This window comes from Pseudomonadales bacterium, from assembly GCA_041395665.1.
Lineage (GTDB): Bacteria > Pseudomonadota > Gammaproteobacteria > Pseudomonadales > UBA7239 > UBA7239.
The window spans coordinates 1-18831 of the sequence record JAWLAB010000004.1; the positions used below are offsets into that span (position 1 = coordinate 1).

General features: G+C 50.2%; 20 protein-coding genes and 1 tRNA gene. 7 read left to right on the forward strand and 14 right to left on the reverse strand.

Features of this window, described 5'->3' with window-relative positions:
* Both R3E63_06645 and zwf read right to left on the reverse strand, forming a co-directional pair.
* On the reverse strand, nucleotides 1-411 hold a 411-nt coding region (locus R3E63_06645; protein MEZ5539617.1), incomplete at its 3' end, for a 6-phosphogluconolactonase.
* Nucleotides 404-1915, reverse strand: coding sequence for a glucose-6-phosphate dehydrogenase (gene zwf / locus R3E63_06650; GenBank protein ID MEZ5539618.1), 1512 nt, complete (start codon nucleotides 1913-1915; stop codon nucleotides 404-406). The genes zwf and R3E63_06645, both read right to left, overlap by 8 nt.
* 69 nt (nucleotides 1916-1984) lie before the next feature.
* On the opposite strand from zwf, the gene R3E63_06655 reads away from it, so the two are divergent.
* Nucleotides 1985-2389: a globin gene (locus R3E63_06655; GenBank protein MEZ5539619.1), complete on the forward strand. Its 405-nt coding sequence runs from the start codon at nucleotides 1985-1987 to the stop codon at nucleotides 2387-2389.
* A 15-nt stretch (nucleotides 2390-2404) separates the two neighbouring features.
* On the opposite strand, the gene R3E63_06660 is transcribed toward R3E63_06655, so the two are convergent.
* The gene (locus tag R3E63_06660; protein ID MEZ5539620.1) at nucleotides 2405-4156 is read right to left on the reverse strand and encodes an acyl-CoA dehydrogenase family protein; all 1752 of its coding nucleotides are present in this window, start codon (nucleotides 4154-4156) and stop codon (nucleotides 2405-2407) included.
* A 148-nt stretch (nucleotides 4157-4304) separates the two neighbouring features.
* Between R3E63_06660 and R3E63_06665 the strand changes: the two genes are divergently transcribed.
* Genes R3E63_06665 through R3E63_06675 form a run of 3 tightly spaced genes read left to right on the forward strand, consistent with a single transcriptional unit; the run spans nucleotide 4305 to nucleotide 7729 of the window.
* Entirely contained in the window at nucleotides 4305-5786 is a 1482-nt protein-coding gene (locus tag R3E63_06665) for an MBOAT family O-acyltransferase (protein ID MEZ5539621.1), read from the forward strand.
* Between the two features lie 3 nt (nucleotides 5787-5789).
* Nucleotides 5790-7046, forward strand: coding sequence for a hypothetical protein (locus R3E63_06670; protein MEZ5539622.1), 1257 nt, complete (start codon nucleotides 5790-5792; stop codon nucleotides 7044-7046).
* A gap of 11 nt (nucleotides 7047-7057) precedes the next feature.
* Nucleotides 7058-7729, forward strand: a complete 672-nt coding sequence (locus R3E63_06675; protein MEZ5539623.1) for a PaaI family thioesterase — start codon at nucleotides 7058-7060, stop codon at nucleotides 7727-7729.
* A 79-nt stretch (nucleotides 7730-7808) separates the two neighbouring features.
* Here R3E63_06675 and amt read toward each other — a convergent pair whose 3' ends face one another.
* From amt to rimO, 6 genes are all read right to left on the reverse strand, one after another.
* Nucleotides 7809-9083: an ammonium transporter gene (gene amt / locus R3E63_06680; GenBank protein ID MEZ5539624.1), complete on the reverse strand. Its 1275-nt coding sequence runs from the start codon at nucleotides 9081-9083 to the stop codon at nucleotides 7809-7811.
* Nucleotides 9084-9136: 53 nt separating this feature from the next.
* Nucleotides 9137-9475 carry a P-II family nitrogen regulator gene (glnK, locus tag R3E63_06685; protein MEZ5539625.1) on the reverse strand — a complete coding sequence of 113 codons (339 nt, stop codon included), beginning with the start codon at nucleotides 9473-9475 and terminating at the stop codon, nucleotides 9137-9139.
* A gap of 13 nt (nucleotides 9476-9488) precedes the next feature.
* Nucleotides 9489-10250: a TorF family putative porin gene (locus R3E63_06690; GenBank protein ID MEZ5539626.1), complete on the reverse strand. Its 762-nt coding sequence runs from the start codon at nucleotides 10248-10250 to the stop codon at nucleotides 9489-9491.
* 197 nt (nucleotides 10251-10447) lie between these two features.
* Nucleotides 10448-11119: a phosphoglycolate phosphatase gene (locus R3E63_06695; protein ID MEZ5539627.1), complete on the reverse strand. Its 672-nt coding sequence runs from the start codon at nucleotides 11117-11119 to the stop codon at nucleotides 10448-10450.
* A 3-nt stretch (nucleotides 11120-11122) separates the two neighbouring features.
* Nucleotides 11123-11866 (reverse strand): UPF0149 family protein, encoded by a 744-nt coding sequence (locus R3E63_06700; GenBank protein MEZ5539628.1) that lies wholly within the window; start codon nucleotides 11864-11866, stop codon nucleotides 11123-11125.
* Nucleotides 11867-11887: 21 nt separating this feature from the next.
* Nucleotides 11888-13219, reverse strand: a complete 1332-nt coding sequence (gene rimO, locus R3E63_06705) for a 30S ribosomal protein S12 methylthiotransferase RimO (protein MEZ5539629.1) — start codon at nucleotides 13217-13219, stop codon at nucleotides 11888-11890.
* 282 nt (nucleotides 13220-13501) lie between these two features.
* Here rimO and R3E63_06710 point away from each other — a divergent pair, with 282 nt between their 5' ends.
* Both R3E63_06710 and R3E63_06715 read left to right on the forward strand, forming a co-directional pair.
* Nucleotides 13502-14212 carry a DEAD/DEAH box helicase family protein gene (locus R3E63_06710; GenBank protein MEZ5539630.1) on the forward strand — a complete coding sequence of 237 codons (711 nt, stop codon included), beginning with the start codon at nucleotides 13502-13504 and terminating at the stop codon, nucleotides 14210-14212.
* Nucleotides 14213-14307: 95 nt separating this feature from the next.
* Nucleotides 14308-15231, forward strand: a complete 924-nt coding sequence (locus tag R3E63_06715; GenBank protein MEZ5539631.1) for a restriction endonuclease subunit S — start codon at nucleotides 14308-14310, stop codon at nucleotides 15229-15231.
* 30 nt (nucleotides 15232-15261) lie between these two features.
* On the opposite strand, the gene R3E63_06720 is transcribed toward R3E63_06715, so the two are convergent.
* Nucleotides 15262-15352 (reverse strand) — tRNA-Ser (locus tag R3E63_06720).
* 158 nt (nucleotides 15353-15510) lie between these two features.
* On the opposite strand from R3E63_06720, the gene rpsT reads away from it, so the two are divergent.
* A complete protein-coding gene (gene rpsT, locus R3E63_06725; protein ID MEZ5539632.1) occupies nucleotides 15511-15774 on the forward strand; it encodes a 30S ribosomal protein S20 in 264 nt (87 codons plus the stop codon).
* A gap of 66 nt (nucleotides 15775-15840) precedes the next feature.
* Here the strand turns inward: rpsT and R3E63_06730 are convergent, their stop codons facing one another.
* From R3E63_06730 to R3E63_06745, 4 genes are all read right to left on the reverse strand, one after another.
* Entirely contained in the window at nucleotides 15841-16368 is a 528-nt protein-coding gene (locus R3E63_06730) for a hypothetical protein (GenBank protein MEZ5539633.1), read from the reverse strand.
* Complete coding sequence (locus tag R3E63_06735; GenBank protein MEZ5539634.1) at nucleotides 16368-16718, reverse strand: helix-turn-helix transcriptional regulator; 351 nt, start codon at nucleotides 16716-16718, stop codon at nucleotides 16368-16370. Before R3E63_06735 ends, R3E63_06730 begins: the two co-directional genes overlap by 1 nt.
* A gap of 111 nt (nucleotides 16719-16829) precedes the next feature.
* Nucleotides 16830-18476: a chaperonin GroEL gene (gene groL, locus R3E63_06740; protein ID MEZ5539635.1), complete on the reverse strand. Its 1647-nt coding sequence runs from the start codon at nucleotides 18474-18476 to the stop codon at nucleotides 16830-16832.
* A gap of 45 nt (nucleotides 18477-18521) precedes the next feature.
* Nucleotides 18522-18812 (reverse strand): co-chaperone GroES, encoded by a 291-nt coding sequence (locus R3E63_06745; GenBank protein ID MEZ5539636.1) that lies wholly within the window; start codon nucleotides 18810-18812, stop codon nucleotides 18522-18524.
* Nucleotides 18813-18831 lie beyond the last annotated feature (19 nt).

Here is an 18831-nt window from a genome sequence, read left to right on the forward strand (position 1 = left end):
ACCGAGTAGCACCAAATCAAATGTGCCTACTTCGTGCAATGTTTTTGTGTATTGCGCGGCGGCATCGCTAGCAGACAGTTCTCCAACACGCATACGGTGGATTTGCGCTTTAGGAATCGCTACATGCGATAGCCACGCTTCGCTCGCCATGTTGTCGTTGCGCTCAGTGCTATCCATCGGTACGCAGCGTTCATCACCAAAATAAATATGCCAGCACGACCAATCGGTTTTTATATCGCACAGTAAGCGATAAATATTTTTTGGTGTGTTACCGCCAGCCAGCACAATATGAAAAGCTTTTTTTTGCACGATGCACTGAGTAGCCAGTGCCGCAATTTGCTGTGCAATGAAAGCGTTTAAGCTGGCTTCATCGGGTTGTGGATGCCAGCGCACGCTAGCCGTGTTAGTCATTGCGCCACCGCTGATCTTCGCTATCAAACAATCGACTAGATTCTTCCGGCCCCCAGCTGCCCGCAGGGTAAGTGTGAATAAACTCTTGTGTCGCAGCCCACTGTCGCAAAATCGGATCAACCACGCGCCACGCCATTTCCACCTCATCAAAACGAATAAATAAACTGCGGTCGTTCAGAATCACATCCAGTAAAAGTGTTTCGTACGCTTCTAATGCAGGTTCGTTCGGTTGACGATACGGCGCTTGCAACTCAGCTGTGCGTGTAATCATTTCTAGTCCTGGTTGTTTGGCGTGAATTTCCATGCGCATACATTCGTCAGGATACAAAGACAAAATAATCCAATTTGGCTCTATCCATTCCAATGCCGTTTCGCGAAATAATTGTTGCGGTGGTTGTTTGAAACGAATCGCAATGGAAGAAGTTTTTTCTTTCAAGCGTTTGCCGGTGCGTAAATAAAACGGTACGCCTTTCCAACGCCAGTTATCGATATAAAACTTGGCGGCCACAAAGGTTTCTGTGGTGGAGTGCGGCGCGATATCCGGCTCATCGCGATACGCAAGTACAGTTTCTCCGTTGATTTTTCCTGCGCCATATTGCGCGCGAAATGCCACTGATTGCACGGATTGTCGTGGTATCGGGCGAATAGAGCGCAGCACTTTTACTTTTTCATCGCGCAGTGCATCGGCGTTGAGTGTTGCGGGCGGTTCCATCGCGGTGACGGTAAGCAGTTGCAGCAAATGGTTTTGCAACATATCGCGCAGTGTGCCGGTGTTATCAAAATAGCCTGCGCGATTCTCTACGCCGTATTGCTCGGCAACGGTAATTTGCACATGGTCGATGTAATTGCGATTCCAAATTGGCTCGATCATGGTGTTGGCAAAACGAAACACCAACATATTTTGCACGGTTTCTTTGCCGAGGTAATGGTCAATGCGGAATATCTGGTTCTCATCAAAATATTGATGCAAATGTTGATTGAGTGTTTGTGCGCTATCCAAATCTTCACCAAACGGTTTTTCAATCACGATGCGATGTTTGAGTGCACCACCTGCAAAGCCTGCATCGTGCAAGTGATTGGCAACAGTGAGGTAATCCATCGGGCGTATCGCCAAATAAAAAACCAAGTTTTCACACGCGCTGCCTTCAGGTAATGCGCGTGGTGCAGCAAGACAAGTTTTTAGTGCGGTGTAGGCTTCCGCTTGCGTGTAATCGCCAGCGACATAATCAAAACGATCAGCGAGACTTTGCGCAACGACCTGATCACAAGGTATTTTTTTAAGGTGCGTTTGCAGCGTTTTGAGAAAATATTGCTGCCACTCTTGCTGCGACCAGTTGCGCCTAGCGACGGCGACAAAACGCAGCGCAGGTGACAGGCGTTTTGCTGCCGCCAGTGCGTAGAGTGCTGGGAATAACTTCTCTGAAGCGAGATTGCCGGTCGCGCCAAAAATAATAAAAGAGCAAGGGCTGGGGTTATTGGCGAGATTACCTTGTGTGCTGAGCATGATGGGCTACTCCTGCTGCTACATCTGCTACGCTTATCCTACTACTAAACACACAAACGGTTGGGAAAAATGAATGATTTGCACGACATCGAACAAAGTTTAGAACAGTTGGCACTGGCAGAGATTGATTTAGTGCCATGGGTTTACGAGCGTTTTTTTACGCTTTGCCCACAAGCGCAGCCTTTATTTGCCACGCGCGAAGCGCAAGCGGTGCAGGGCAAGATGGTCAATGAATTGATACAGACAGTTGTTGATCGTTTGGAAGGAAAATCGTACAGCGCCATCATGGTGCAAACCATGGTCAGTGATCACGATGGCTGGGGTGTTAATATCGCGATGTACGATGCGTTTCTTGAGGCGTTTGTTTTAGCGGTGCGAGACGCGTTGAACTTGGCAGATGACGCGCCAATGGTTGCGGTGTGGCGACAGCAATTGCGCGCTTTGCGCGGTGATATCGCCACACACCTTGCATAAAAAAATCTACGCTCGTCAAAATTTATCCACGGGCAAATCCATGATGGCATCGGGACCGCTGCGCACCGCTGCATCCAGTGCGCGGATGTTGGGCAGCAATCGACTGAAATAAAAACGCCCCACCACGCGGCGGTCCGGATCTGATGGGTTGGCAGAAATCATTTTTAACCACAGCCACGCATAAATCGTGTGACCAACGATATGTAAATAATCACACGCGGCGCTGCTGCACAAATCGGCATCGCGTTTGTCTTGTTTAACTAACCACAGTGTTAATTCACGCAGCGTTGAACAGGCTTCTAATACCGCGTCTTCTTCGGTGGCAAAAATCGGTGGTGTGTTTAGGGTGTCTTGTTCCATTTCTAAAATAAAATCACGCATGGCTTTGCCGTTATTTGGTAACGCTTTGCGTTTGAGTAAATCAAGCGCCTGAATACCGTTGGTGCCTTCATAAATTTGTGCAATGCGCACATCGCGTACCAGTTGTTCTTGCTCGTTGTCACGAATATAGCCGTGGCCGCCGAACACTTGCTGGCCGAGTACGCAGGCTTCAAAACCTTTGTCAGTAAAAAACGCTTTGGCGACGGGCGTGAGTAGCGCAACGCGTTGTGCTGCGCTTTCGGCAATAGTTTTATCGGGATGATATTTAGCTTGATCCAATTGCAGGCCGATGTAAACAGCGAGTGCGCGCCCTGCGCTGGTGTACGCGCGTTGCGTGAGCAACATACGGCGCACATCGGCGTGATGAATAATCGGATCAGCGGCTGCTTGCGGATTCACCGCGCCGTGTGCAGCACGACCTTGCAAGCGCTCTTTCGCGTAGCGCACAGCATTCTGATAAGACATTTCGCCGCAGCCGATACCTTGCAAGCCAATCGACAGCCGTTCGTAGTTCATCATGGTGAACATCGCCGCTAGCCCTTGATGCGGTTCACCGACGAGCCATCCCGTTGCACCATCAAAATTCATCACACAAGTGGAGGATGCTTTGATGCCCATTTTGTGTTCCAACGCGCTGGCAGTGACGGCATTGCGCTGCGCAATTTTTTCATCAGCATCCAACAAAAATTTTGGCACTAAAAACAGCGAAATACCCTTCGCGCCTTTAGGTGCATCTGGCAATTTTGCCAACACCAAATGTACGATATTTTCAGTGAGATCGTGATCGCCGCCGGTGATAAAAATTTTTGTGCCAGTAATTTTGTAGCTATTGTCTGTTTGTGGTTCTGCGCGTGTGGTCATGATGCCAAGATCAGAGCCAGCGTGCGGTTCTGTCATGCACATCGCGCCTGTCCATTCGCCGCTGTATAACTTGGGCAGCCAAGTTTGCTTCAGAGCTTCACTAGCGTGGGCGTGGATGGCGAGCGCCGCGCCGCTGGTGAGCGCGGGATACAGCATGAAAGCGCTGTTGGCGCTGAACAGCATTTCTTCAAACAGCACGGTGAGCATTTTTGGCAAACCTTGACCGCCGTAAGCGGGGTCGCCCGTTAATCCCACCCAGCCGCCTTCGGCGAGTTGGCGGTAAGCTGCGGGGAAGCCACTCGGTGTACGCACAACGCCATCAATCAACTGCGCGCCTTCTTCATCGCCGCTGCGATTGAGTGGCGCAATCACTTCGCTGCACAGCTTTGCGCCCTCGCTGAGAATGGCATCGACCGTGCTGCTGTCTATTTGTGCAAAGGCTGGCATCTGCGCCCAATGTTCCTGTGCGTTAAAAACATCGTTCAACAAGTAGCGCATGTGGTCGAGGGGGGCGGTGTAGGCCATGGCGATCTCCTAGTCGGCGGTGGTCATTGCGAGGTAATCCACGGATAATCGCACGCCGTTGCTCATCATCCGTACTCGTTATTCCATGATATTCAGCTCCTACATTTTTGTCCTCGCTTTTTTGCCTGTCACGGTTCTCGGCTATTGGATGCTGCAACGCACCCGTGGCTTGGAATGGGCAATGGCGTGGCTGACGGGCTGCTCGCTGTTTTACTACGGCTGGTGGAATCCCATTTATTTGTTGTTGATTGGCGCACTGATGTTGGTCAACTACGGTTTGGGTTTGGGAATACACCAAAGAAAATTTGCACCGCGTTTACTGATGATTGTGGGTGTGACTTTTAATTTAGTGGTGCTGGGCTACTTCAAATACATGGATTTTTTTATCAGCACCATCAATGGCGTGGCTGATACCAACTACCACTTGCTGCATATTATTTTGCCTCTTGGCATTTCCTTTTTTACTTTCCAAAAAATTGCGTTTTTGATCGATAGCTATCATCGAAAAATTGAGCACTACAGTTTCCTGCACTATTGTTTATTCGTGACTTTCTTTCCGCAGTTGATTGCGGGGCCTATCGTGCATTATCGCCAGTTGATGCCAGAGTTTTTGCGTGTGCGAACTAACGGCCTAACTTTCCGCCATCTTGCGGTGGGCTTGTCCATTTTTGCTTTCGGTTTATTTAAGAAAACAGGGATCGCTGACAATGTATCGGCACCTGTTGCGCCAGTCTTTAATGCGGCTGCACAGGGTTTGTCGGTGAGTTTTTTTGAAGCGTGGGGCGGTTTATTGGCCTACACGGCACAGCTGTATTTTGATTTTTCTGGCTATTCCGATATGGCGATCGGCTTGGCGTTATTGTTTGGCGTGCGCCTGCCGTTGAATTTCTTTTCGCCATATAAATCACGCAATTTCATTGAGTTCTGGCAGCGCTGGCACATCACGCTCAGTAGTTTTTTGCGCGACTATTTGTATTTTACTTTGGGCGGTAATCGCCGAGGAAAATTCAATCGCTACCGCAATTTATTCTTAACCATGTTGATCGGTGGTTTGTGGCACGGCGCTGCGTGGACTTTTGTGTTTTGGGGTGCGCTGCATGGTGCCTACTTGATGATTTGTCATGGCTGGAATGCCTTGGTGGATGGATATAAAAACTGCCCGCGTTTCGGCGTCTTTATGAAGCCTATTGCTTATGTCATTACTTTTTTGAGCATTGTTGTTTCTATGGTGTTCTTCCGTGCAGATGATATGTCGGCTGCATGGGTTATGTTGAAAGGCCTTGTCGGCTTGCATGGTGTCTTTATTGCGCCAGGAGAACAGAGTTTCTTCTACTGGCTAACAAAATTGGGATTGCCCGTGCAGTATTCACCTTATGCAATTCGTTTTGTGGATAAAGATGTTTTACATCATCTGTTATTGGCGTACGGCATTATTTGGTTGATGCCAAATGTGGCGCAGATGTTTGCTGCACAGCACACGGTTGTGTCGGGCAGTGAACTGGTGCGCGAGTATCCATCGCGCATTCAGTGGAGTGCTAGCGTGCGCTGGGGGTTGTTGGTGGCGGGTTTGTTGTTGGTGTCGCTGATGAGCATGAATAAAGTCAGTGAATTTCTTTATTTCCGGTTTTGATTTATGCGACACGGTGCTTATGTAACAGTTATTTTTGTGGCGCTGCTGATGCTGCTGGCATTGGTGGTGTCGTTGAATGCGGTGGTGGATCCCTTGGATGTGTATCGCATTGTGCGTAAAGAGGGATTTAACAGCGTTAAGAGCGCATACATACCGTATGCACGGCTGGCAAAACCTTCGCAAATTGAGCGTGGTCAATACGAGCGTTTAGGTATTGGTTCGTCGCGTATGTTGATGGGGATTCCAATAAAAAATACCGCGTGGGCGCAATACGGCGCTGGTTTTAATGCAGGTATTCAAGGCGCAGATTTATTGCAAATTCGAGATTTGTTTGAACATGCGCTGGCAACCAGTAAAGTAAAAAATGTGCTGATTGATCTCGATCCATTTATGTTTAATGCGTGGATGCCTTCTGGTGATTATCCGTATCCGGTGGCAAAACTTGATGAAACAACGCGCGGGCGCTTTGTGCGTGAGCGCGATACCGCGCTGCTGTTGTTGTTCAGCCCAGGCGTGGTATTGGCGAGCGTGAATACTTTGCGCAAACAGGATAAGAGCAAAGACAAAATCATGATCGATGGCACGACCAATGCTGAAAAGGAGCAGCGTCAAGCCGTTGATGATGGTTACGAAGTGCGCTTCCATCAATTTGAAGACCGTATGGTGCGTACTGGTTGGAGTATTTGTACAGATAACCGTTTTGCTTTTGCGCGACGAGGTGCAATCAACAAAATGGCAGTTTTTCGCGACATGCTGGAGATGGCAAAAAACAATAATGTCGTGGTAACTTTTTTTATTCCCCCTGTGCATGTGCGCTTGTTGGAAGCAATGCAGGCGGCAGGTTTGGATCCTTACTCGGATGAATTAAAAAGAAAATTACTGGCGGAAATTGTTGCTGTGTATGGTGCGGATATGGAGGGTGTTTCGCTGTGGGATTTCAGCGGCTATCACATTTATGCGCGAGAAGCTGTGCCGCAGCAGGTAGGTGTGGCGATGCAATGGTATTTGGATGCGTCACATTTTACGCAAGCGCTAGGACAGAAAATGCTGGATGTGATGTTTGCAGCACCGAATGCAGAAAAAGGTTTTGGTGTGCAGTTGAAACCCGATAATATCGAACAGGCAGTACAAGCTTGGCATGCACAGCAAACGGCGTATCAAACACAATATGCCCCTGAGTCAAAAATACTGCATGAGCGCGCTGCGGCTGTTTTGGAGGATAAAAAAATCAACGGATTAGCCTGCGGACCCTTGGAGTAAAAGGAGGTTTTATGACAGTCAATGCACTACCTATTAACGCTATGATTGATGGCGATTCTGATCGCGTTGCAACAGCACTGCGAAAAATTAATCACGCATTGGTACAAAAACAACTGCCAGAAGAATTTGTTGGGCGTTTGGCATCTGCCTTGGAAATTTTGGCTGATGATGTGGAAAGGATGGAAACGCCGTTGCGTACGCGACCTTTCGGCACAACGGAATCCGGTGAGAGCGAATCGGGCAGCAACTACGATTACGGTGCGGAAAATTCGCTGTCTTATCGCCCTATCAGCGGTAACTGCAATGCACTTGCAGCGCCAGCAAAATATTTCAAAACAGCTGAAGGCTTGAGTGCGGTAGTCACTTTTGGTGCGGCGTTTGAAGGCCCGCCAGGATTGGTGCATGGCGGTTATGTGGCTGCGTATATGGATGAAGCCTTTGGTATTGGCATCGCGCACAGCGGCTTGAGTGTGCCAGCAATGACCGGCACTTTGAAAACGATTTATCGTTTGCCTGTGCCGCTCAATCGCGAATTAACTTATTGCGTAAAAATGACTGGCGAAGAACGACGCAAAGTATTTATGCAGTGTGTGATGCAAGACAGTGAGGGCACTGTGTACGCAGAAGGCGAAGCCATTTTTTTGAAAATTGATCCAGAGCTGTACGCCAAAATGGGCGGTTGAAGCGGAGTTAGAAAAAGTCATCCATTAAAAAAGGCACCTCGAAAGGTGCCTTTTTATATTGATAAATGTTCAGAATTTATTAGTTATCGTAGGCGCGTTCTCCGTGTGAAGAAAGATCAAGGCCTTGTTGTTCATCTTCTTCTGTCACGCGTAAACCCACCAGCGCATCTGCAATTTTGTAAGCGATGGCGGCAACCACTGCGCTCAGTACGATAGTAATTAGCACGCCTTTGGCTTGTATAACTAACTGGGCTGCGATGGAGTAGTCGTCAGCTTTAACGCCGCCTAGGCTGGAAGCAGCAAATACTGCTGTGAGTAATGCGCCCAAGATGCCGCCAACGCCGTGAACACCGAATACATCAAAGGCATCATCAGCACCTAGCAGTTTCTTTAAGCCGGTTACACCCCAGAAGCAAATCGCACCTGCCAGCAAGCCCAACACAATTGCGCCCATAGGACCGACAAAACCACAGGCTGGTGTGATAGCTACCAGGCCTGCTACTGCGCCCGACGCGCCGCCCAACATGGAGGCTTTGCGCTTAAAGACGGCTTCAACGCCAATCCACGACAGCACCGCAGCACCAGTGGCAAAGATAGTGTTGACGAAGGCGAGTGCAGCGGTACCACCTGCAGCGAGTGCGGAGCCGGCGTTAAAACCGAACCAGCCTACCCACAGAAGTGATGCTCCCACCATCGTTAGAGTCAGCGAGTGTGGGGGCATGGCTACTTTGCCGAAACCGCGACGCTTGCCCACCATGTAGGCACCGACAAGACCGGCAACACCTGCATTGATATGGATGACCGTGCCGCCAGCAAAGTCTAGAGCGCCATCTTTGAAGAGCAAACCTTCCGCACCCCATACCATATGAGCAATGGGGATATAGCAGAAGGTGAACCAAATGACTGCAAATATCAGCACAGCAGAGAACTTGATGCGTTCAGCAAATGAGCCGACGATCAGCGCCACAGTGATAGCAGCGAACGCAGATTGGAAGCCAACAAAGACATACTCAGGAATTGTGCCGGATAGAGAATCAGGCGTGACTCCGCTTAAGAACAACTTTGCAGCGGAGCCGAAGTAGGCATTGCCACCTTCAAACGTCAAGCTGTAGCCGTAAATCGCCCAGAGCACAGTAATCAGCGAGAAGATAACAAAAACTTGCATCAACACAGACAGCATATTTTTTGCACGCGCCAAGCCGCCGTAAAACAAAGCAAGCCCAGGAATGCTCATCATAATGACGAGCAGCGTCGAGGTTAGCATCCAAGCCGTGTCGCCACTGTCCAGCGTAGGTGCGGCATCTTGTGCCCAAGCAGGTAGTGCCAGCGCAGCACTGGTAATCCCCAAAGTCATCAGTAATTTTTTCACGGTCGTTCTCCGAAATAAAAAATAGTGTGGGATGAGTGTTAAACGGCAGCGTTGCCCGTTTCGCCCGTGCGGATACGGGTCACCTGCTCAAGCGCGGTGACAAAAATTTTGCCGTCACCGATTTTTCCTGTGTTCGCTGCTTTAGAAACCGCTTCAATCACTGCGTCAACCAGCTCATCAGCAATAGCAATTTCTAGTTTTACTTTGGGCAAAAAATCCACGACATATTCCGCGCCGCGATACAGTTCGGTGTGGCCTTTTTGTCGGCCAAAGCCTTTGACTTCGCTAACGGTAACGCCTTGTACGCCGATGTCTGACAGCGATTCGCGTACATCATCAAGCTTGAAAGGTTTAATAATGGCTGTGACTAATTTCATCGCATCGCTCCTTTTATTTGAAAGTTTTCGAAGCAGACAACACTAAAGTGCCGCCGCAGTAATCATCACCGCCGGCAAAAACTTTGCAGTTGTTTTCGTCGATGTTGGTATCGGTGTAAGCCAAGCCAACATTCACACCAAAGAGCTCTTTGGTGACGCCGATGTTGTAGTAGGAGTATTTGGAATCTGTGCCGCCAACCCAGCCAGCATCTTTGTAATCGTACTGACCGACTGTCGCTGTCAAACCAACTTCTGCAGGCAATGAGTAGCTATAAGTACCGTAGTAGTGGAAGGCGCTGTCTGTGTTAATAACTGGCGTGTTGTTGGAGTAATCTGCGCCAATCGCGAAAGTGCCAATACTGTCGGTTGCATAACTCACTTGTGCATGTGTTTCGCTGAAATCTAACGCGTTGGCGTTGTCGTAAATATATTTTGTGTATTTGAGATCGAAAGTGAAATCTCCAGCGGTAAAGCCGTAACCCGCGTAGATGTCTTGCTCGGTGTGTGCTTTGGGTGCCAACTTAAAATCGACATTGGACAGCCAAGTGCCCAAGTAGAAACCAGAAGAGTGTGTGAGATCCAAACCGCCTTGCACCGCAACACCGTTGCGTGTTTGGCTGATACCACGCCACATGTAGTCGCTGGTGAGGCCGAGGTTGGCGCTGCCCTCAAAGCCTAAGCCTAATTCCAGCGCCATGGTTTGTGAGCCAGCCAGCAATAACGAGCTTGCGGTGGCAATTTTTACTGCACTTTCTACAGCACGACGAATCTTCATAAAAACACACTCCAAGTTGAGAAATTAGAACGATGGTCTGTTCTTCGTTATCTCAATCAATAAGCATGCCAATAATGATTTTTACTTAATAATCAACAGGTTGATTGCTTTTTATATGCAGTACAGGGGATATATGCAGCGCGGAGGAACGGCGCACGCGTCAAGACGGTGCGTGCGTGCCTTGAGATGGCGCACCGTTATCTTACGACTCTGAGGTCATCAGCCAACCAGTCTGGATTCTCTGCGCTCACCGAGCCGCCGTGGTTGTAGCCATACGAAACACACAGCACTTTCATGCCAGCGTTGCGCGCACTTTTTACATCGGTTTCGGAATCGCCAATCATCAGCGTGCGTTCGATGGGTGTGTGTAATTTTTCACAGCAATGCAGTAGAGCGATTGGGTCTGGTTTGCGTTGTGGAAAAGTATCGCCGCCGATCACGATAGAAAAATATTTTTTCATATCGAGATGATCTAACAAGGCGTTGGCGAGATGCGCTGGTTTGTTAGTCACGCAAGCCATTTTTTTGTTGAGATTTTGGCAGTGCGCAAGAAATTCTCGCGCACCATCAAACACACGCGTTTCTGGGCCGTTGTGTTGTGCGTACTGAACCAAAAATTCATCGTGTACGGCGTGCAGTAAATCGGCATCGCTGCTTTGCGCGGCAAACAACACGGCGCGCTCGATCAACTTGCGCGAGCCATTGCCCACCCAACTGCGCACGCGCTCTATACCGGCAACAGGCCAACCGCGTGCTTGCAGCGTTTCATCGACAGCAGCGGCAATATCGGGTGCGCTATCGACCAGCGTGCCGTCGAGATCAAACAGCAGCAAATCAAACGCCGATAAATCAAAAGCAGTTTTCGTCATGACTCAATCGTCGTTTGCCGCGTGAATGCAGCAGTTTTTATATTTTTTGCCACTGCCACAAAAGCAGGGATCGTTGCGGCCGATTTTCGGTTGTTCACGACGATACGGCTCCTCGGGTTCTGCATTGAGCATGTCGGACAACAGGCAGCCACACTCCGCGTAATTCATCATGATCCACGGCAGCTGCTCGGCAATTTCTGCCATGGATGCCATGAAGACTTCAGCGGATTCTTCTGCGTCTTCCAGTGCGGCGGGAATGTCGGCATACAGAGCGGCAATGCCGAGCGTGCTATCCACTTCTTCCACAATATCGAACATACCGTCTTCAGTTTTGACAGGTTCTGTTTCTGCTAACAATTCATTCCAAATCTCTTCTTGCCAGTAGTGTGCTTTCAATAAACCACTGCACCATGCTGTGAGTGCCCAGCGTTCGTCTTCTACTTCATGCCACCGGTAATCGCTGTCGGATAATTCGGATTCGTCGTTTTCGATGCGCTCGTATTGCTCGTTCAGCAAATCAATAAACAGCGCAGAAATAGCATCTTCTTCCGCGTCATCTTTGTAGTTGGCGTCGTCGCCTTCAAAAATATACGGCAGCCAATCGTCTACTTCGATATCAGCGGGTGCGCTGGCGATGCCCCACAAAAAGCCGCGCACTTCGGGCAGTGTCATGGTGTTTTCTGGGCGCGAAGGTGCGTCGAGAAATTCTGTCAGTGTTTTGATTTGTGCTGCGGTTAAATAAGCCATAAAAAATCCAAAAGAAAAAAATTAAATCAAACTTGCCCAGAGATCGTATTCATCCGCTTCGTCAATGCGCACGCGTACAATCTCACCCGGCTTTAAATGCGTGGCATCGTTGATATAAACCGCGCCGTCGATTTCTGGTGCGTCGGCTTTGCTGCGACCAATCGCGCCGTCTTCATCAACTTCATCAATCAGCACATCCATTTCCTTGCCGATTTTTTGCTGCATTTTGGCGGCAGAAATGCGTTGCGCGGTTGCCATGAATCGTTCCCAACGCGCTTGCTTGATGTCGTCTGAAACTTGATCAGGTAACGCGTTTGCCGCTGCGCCTTCCACGGGGGAATATTGAAAACAACCGACGCGATCCAACTGCGCTTCTTCCAACCAATCGAGCAGCATTTGGAAATCGGCTTCGGTTTCACCAGGGAAGCCGACAATAAAAGTGGAGCGCAGTGTGATATCAGGACAAATACTGCGCCACTGTTTGATGCGCTCTAAAGTTTTTTCACCGTGCGCGGGGCGCTTCATCGCTTTCAACACCGAGGGCGATGCGTGCTGAAAAGGAATATCGAGGTAGGGCAAAATTTTTCCCGCCGCCATCAACGGAATCACATCATCCACATGCGGATACGGATACACATAATGCAGCCGCGCCCACACACCGAGCGAGCCTAGTGCTTCGCACAATTCCAACATGCGCGTTTTAATTGGCTGCCCCTGCCAAAAACCGGTACGGTATTTCACATCCACACCGTAGGCGGAAGTGTCTTGCGAAATCACCAATAATTCTTTCACGCCCGCTTGCACGAGTCGTTCCGCTTCATCCATCACATCGCCAATCGGTCGGCTGACCAAATCACCGCGCATGGAAGGAATAATGCAAAACGCACAGCGATGATTGCAGCCTTCTGAAATTTTTAAATACGCATAGTGTCGTGGCGTGAGTTTGATGCCCTGCGGCGGCACCAAATCAATGTGCGGATTGTGTTGCTGTTGCGGCGGCACATATTGATGCACCGCTGCCATCACCGGCTCGTATTGCGCCGCGCCGGAAATCGACAAAATATTGGGATGCGCCTGTTTGATGCGCTCGGCATCTGCGCCGTTGCCCATGCAGCCGGTGACAATCACTTTGCCGTTCTCCGCCATCGCCTCACTAATCGCATCGAGCGATTCTTGCTTCGCGCTGTCGATAAAACCGCAAGTGTTTACCACCACCACATCCGCGCCTTCGTAAGTCGGCACGATGTCATAGCCTTCCAGTTTCAGTTGCGTGAGGATGCGTTCGGAATCGACAAGGGCTTTGGGGCAGCCGAGGCTGACGAAACCTACTTTGCCGAGCGGCTGATTGGTCATAACCTGATGATCTGTAGAAAAAAATTAGCCGCAGAGTATACCGTCAGGGAATTATCAGGAAAGGCCTTTGACCACTACATGTACGGGTTAATTTTCAACGCAAAAATGCGCCCTAAGTGGGGCAGTTTTGTGTGAGAATCAACAGTCGCACGCTGTGGGGGCCGGTTTGACAACAATAAATAGATGGGAGGATGACAAATGGCAAGGCTGCACCTTCTAAGTTTGTTCAGATTTTTTTTGAAAAAAATTGCGCCAAGAAGATCAAACAAACAAAGTTGAAACATGACGAAATCCGAAGCACAAACTCGCTCTGAGCTGATCGACCAGCAGCTTGCACTGGCAGGTTGGAATGTCAAAGACCCTACTCAGGTGGTCGAAGAATTCGACATTCTTACCGCTTTGCCCGATGGAGTAGCAGAGCCGCGCACAGCTTACGAAGGCCACCAATTCAGCGATTACGTTTTGCTCGGTAAAGACGGCAAACCGTTGGCAGTAATCGAAGCCAAAAAGACCAGCCGCGATGCCGCCATTGGCCGCGAGCAGGCAAAGCAGTACTGCTACAACATTCAGAAACAGCTGGGCGGCGAACTGCCGTTCTGCTTCTACACCAACGGCCACGAGCTCTATTTCTGGGATTTGGAAAACGCGCCGCCACGCAAGGTGATCGGTTTTCCCACCCGCGACGATCTGGAACGCTTTACCTATATCCGTCGCAATCGTAAGCCGCTGACGCAGGAATTTATCAACACATCGATTGCTGGACGCGACTACCAAATCCGCGCCATTCGCTCGGTGCTCGAAGGCATCGAACAAAAAAAGCGCGACTTCCTGCTGGTGATGGCCACTGGCACCGGCAAGACACGTACCTGTATTGCCATGGTCGATGCCTTGATGCGTGCAGGCCACGCAGAGCGAGTGCTATTCCTCGTGGATCGCATTGCCCTGCGCGAGCAGGCTTTAGCTGCGTTCAAGGAGCACATACGCGTGTTCTGAAATATGTAGATGAGGCAATTGCTCTCGGTGCGGATGGCGCTAAAGCCCTATATGTAAATTTTAGGTTTGCAAATGCTCGCTACGTTTACTACTACTTGCGTTCTGTCCAAATCAAAGAAGCCGGTTACAGCAGGCATTTTAAATTTCTCAAAGAGATTGAAATCCCAATTCCTTTCAAGGATGGGACACCAGATTTCGACGACCAAATCCGCATTGCCCATCTGCTCGGCAAAGTGGAAGGGCTGATCGCCCAGCGCAAACAACACCTGCAACACCTAGACGACCTGCTCAAGAGCGTGTTTTTGGAGATGTTTGGCGACCCGGTGAGGAATGAGAAGGGGTGGAGTACGCCAACGCTTATTGAGGTTGCATATTTTGAGAATGGTGATCGATCAAGCAATTACCCAAGTGGCCCGGACTTGGTCGATGACGGCATCCTCTTCTTAAGTACCAAGAATATTGTCAAAGATCGCCTCAACCTAGACAGCAAGGTGTTCATCACACAAGAAAAATTTGAATCCCTGTCACGCGGAAAAGCAACCGTAGGTGATGTACTCATTACATTGAGAGGGACCTTGGGAAGTTGTTGCATCTACGATTCGGACAAATATCTCCAAGCGTTCATCAACGCCCAAATGATGATCATGCGCCCGAAGGCGTTGATACGCTCAATCTATCTTCATGCTTTCATTACTTCCTCGACTATTGCTCGGCTACTACAGCAAATTGGCAATGGTGCCGCTGTTCCTCAACTGACAGCTACTCAGCTTAAAGGCTTGAGAATTCCTCTACCGCCGCCTGAGCTGCAGGAGGAATATGCAGCAGTCGCAGAAAAAATTGAAACGCTCAAATCTCGCTACCAGAAAAGCCTAACCGAGCTCGAATCCCTCAACGGAGCTCTGAGTCAACAAGCCTTCAAAGGCGAGCTGGATTTGTCGCGCGTGCCGCTTCCTAAAGATGAAAGCCATGAAAACGATCAATCGTTAAATATGCAAAAAAACAGGCTAGGAGTGAGATGACAGCAAACGGGCTGTTACCCGGGAAGTAAATGGCGGTGAGATAGGGATTTGAACCCTAGGTACGCTATTAACGTACACACACTTTCCAGGCGTGCGCCTTAAACCGCTCGGCCATCTCACCGTAGGAGGGAACCCTGAAAATCAGGGAGAGGCACTGTACACAAGCACCTGTATGAAAGCAACGAATACACGGCAAAACCCGCTGTTTTTGCTTGACAGAGGGCGACACAGACGGCATATTTGCGCGTCCTGAAATTCCCAATATTTTGAGGTTCAACAGTGGCCAATTCCAAGCAAGCCCAAAAACGCGCCCTTCAGGCTGTCAAGCGTCGCGATCACAACGCTAGCCTGCGCTCAACTCTCCGCACCTACATCAAAAAAGTTGTGCTGGCGATTGAAAGCGGTAACAAGGAAGCGGCGAAGGCAGCTTACACAGCAGCTGTGCCTGTGATCGATCGCATTGCTGATAAAGACCAAATCCACAAAAATAAAGCTGCTCGTCATAAGAGCCGTTTGAGCGCGCAGATCAAAGCCATGGCTTGATTACTTCGCACGAAAGATAGAAAAAAGCCTCGCTAGTCGAGGCTTTTTTGTTTCTGGAAATCCACTTTATAACTTGCGCAATTTCATCACACGCTCGTCGTCAGCGCCGAGATATTCCACCAGCGTTGAAACCACATATTTCACATCCAGCGTGCCAGCTGCCTTCATTTCCTCTAAATCCGCCCAATCCTTGGTGCGGTTAAAAAAGGCTTTAAATACCGCTAAATCTTGGCAGGAGAGAAACGGCAAGCGGTATTCAGCCAGTGTTTCCCAGCGAATACGATTTGCCATTTCTTCATGCAGCGCGGTGGTGTTGAGAAAAATATCGACTGGCGTTTTATCCCACCACACGCGCACTTGTCCGTCGCGTTTCAGAATGCCGCTTTCTTTTTTGTTGATAGAAATTTCAGAAGGCAGTGCGTTGAGTGCGACTTCAAAATCTGTCGCTGCGATAAAAATATTGATGTCGATATCGATCGTGCCGCGCGCGCGTTCCGTACACCACGCCAGCGCCAGCGCGCCGCCGAAGGCATGACGCAGCTCGGCAGTTTGTAATGCTTGATGCAGTGCGATGATGCGGGCGACCAGATCCATCAGTTGCTGGCTCGTTTTGCAGGCCAGATGGGGAAGTCCATCTGTGGTTTAACTTTGGCTGGGAACTGCTCTGCCAAGCGCAACACGGCTTCCAATTCTTCGCCGCGCGGAATGCCATCGCGCTCACGGATGCGCTTGTTTAACTGAATATCTACGGCGTAGCCCGCCGTTTCCAGAATGCGCAGAAAGGTGGATACCGAAGGCGTTTTCTTGCCCTTTTCATAGGCGAGTAGCGTGGCATGCGAAGTGCCTGCCCGCTCGGCCAGCGCACGCAGACTCAAGCCTGCTTGCTGTCTGGCTAGCTGTAGTTGGTGTGCGGCTGTGTTGGCGTGCTGCGCTATTGTGTTCATGGTTTTATGGTATCCGATTGGATTCCATAATGTAATAAGGAAGAGGAGCAAAAAGAGGGCACAAAAAAGCCCGCACGAGGCGGGCTTCTCTGTAGAGCGATGGAACAGGGCTTACATCATGCCCATGCCGCCCATACCACCCATGCCGCCCATGTCTGGCATACCGCCAGCAGGCTTGTCTTCTACTACATCAGTGACCATCGCTTCGGTGGTGATCATCAAACCAGCCACAGAGCCAGCCGCTTGCAGCGCAGCGCGGGTCACTTTAGCGGGGTCGAGAATACCCATCGCCAACATATCGCCGTATTCGCCAGTGGCTGCGTTGTAGCCGAAGTTGCCTTTGTTTTGTTTGATTTTATCAACCACCACAGAGGCTTCGTCACCCGCGTTGCTCACGATTTGACGGATAGGTGCTTCCATCGCGCGGCGCGCCAAGGTGATGCCGATAGTTTGGTCTTCGTTGTCGCCTTTCAGACCTTCCAGCGCTTGCACAGCGCGGATCAGCGCAACGCCACCGCCAGCTACTACGCCTTCTTCTACAGCGGCGCGGGTTGCGTGCAGCGCGTCTTCTACGCGGGCTTTCTTCTCTTTCATTTCCACTTCCGTGCCAGCGCCGACTTTGATCACAGCAACACCGCCAGCCAGTTTGGCTACGCGCTCTTGCAGTTTTTCGCGGTCGTAGTCAGAAGTGGTTTCTTCCATCTGTACGCGCAGCGCAGCAACGCGTGCTTCGATGGCTTTGGCATCGCCAGCGCCGTCGATGATGGTGGTGTTTTCTTTGTCCATGGTGATGCGCTTGGCGTGGCCGAGGTGAGCCAGCGTTGCGCTCTCCAGCTCCAAACCGATTTCTTCAGCGATCACGGTACCGCCAGACAGAATGGCGATGTCTTCCAGCATGGCTTTGCGGCGGTCGCCGAAGCCAGGCGCTTTACAGGCAGCGACTTTCACGATGCCGCGCATGTTGTTGACGACCAAAGTCGCCAGCGCTTCGCCTTCTACATCTTCAGCGATGATGGCCAATGGGCGGCCAGACTTAGCAACGGCTTCCAATACCGGCAGCATTTCACGGATGTTGGAGATTTTTTTGTCGACCAACAGGATGTGCGGGTTGTCCAACTCCACGCTCATGCTGGTTTGGTTGTTGATGAAATAAGGTGAGATGTAGCCGCGGTCGAACTGCATACCTTCAACCACATCCAGTGTGTTTTCCAAGCCGTTGCCTTCTTCAACGGTGATAACGCCTTCTTTGCCGACTTTTTCCATCGCGGTGGCAATAATTTCACCCACGCTGTTGTCGCTGTTCGCAGAGATAGTACCAACCTGCGCGATGGCTTTGGTGTCCGCGCAAGGCGTAGACATTTTTTTGATTTCTTCAACGGCAGCAGCAACGGCTTTGTCGATGCCGCGTTTCAGATCCATCGGGTTCATGCCGGCAGCAACAGACTTCAGGCCTTCGTTGACGATGGCCTGCGCCAGTACAGTGGCGGTTGTGGTGCCGTCACCCGCTTCGTCATTCGCCTTGGAAGCGACTTCTTTCAGCAGTTGTGCACCCATGTTTTCGAACTTGTCTTTCAGTTCGATTTCTTTGGCTACCGATACGCCATCTTTAGTGATGGTTGGCGCGCCAAAAGATTTATCGAGTACCACATTGCGGCCTTTAGGACCCAGTGTCACTTTCACGGCATCGGCCAGTACATTTACGCCTTTCAACATTTTTTGGCGAGCGCTGTCGCCGAATTTCACATCTTTAGCTGTCATGGTCTTTCCTCTAACAGATTCTTGGAAGGGTAGTGGTGTGCAAACTTATGCCAGCACGCCGAGGATTTCGCTTTCGCTCATGATGATGAACTCTTCATCGCCATCTTTCAGCGTTTGGCTGCCGGCGTAGCTGGCAAACACCACTTTGTCGCCGACTTTAACTTGCAGTTCGCGCACTGGGCCGTTGTCCAGTGCCTTGCCTGGGCCGACAGCGATCACTTCACCCTTGTTGGGTTTTTCACGCGCAGTTGATGCCAGCACGATGCCGCCGGCAGATTTTTCTTCTTTCTCTTCGCGGCGAATAACGACGCGATCGTGCAAAGGACGGATCTTCATGGGTCTCTCCGTAAAGTTT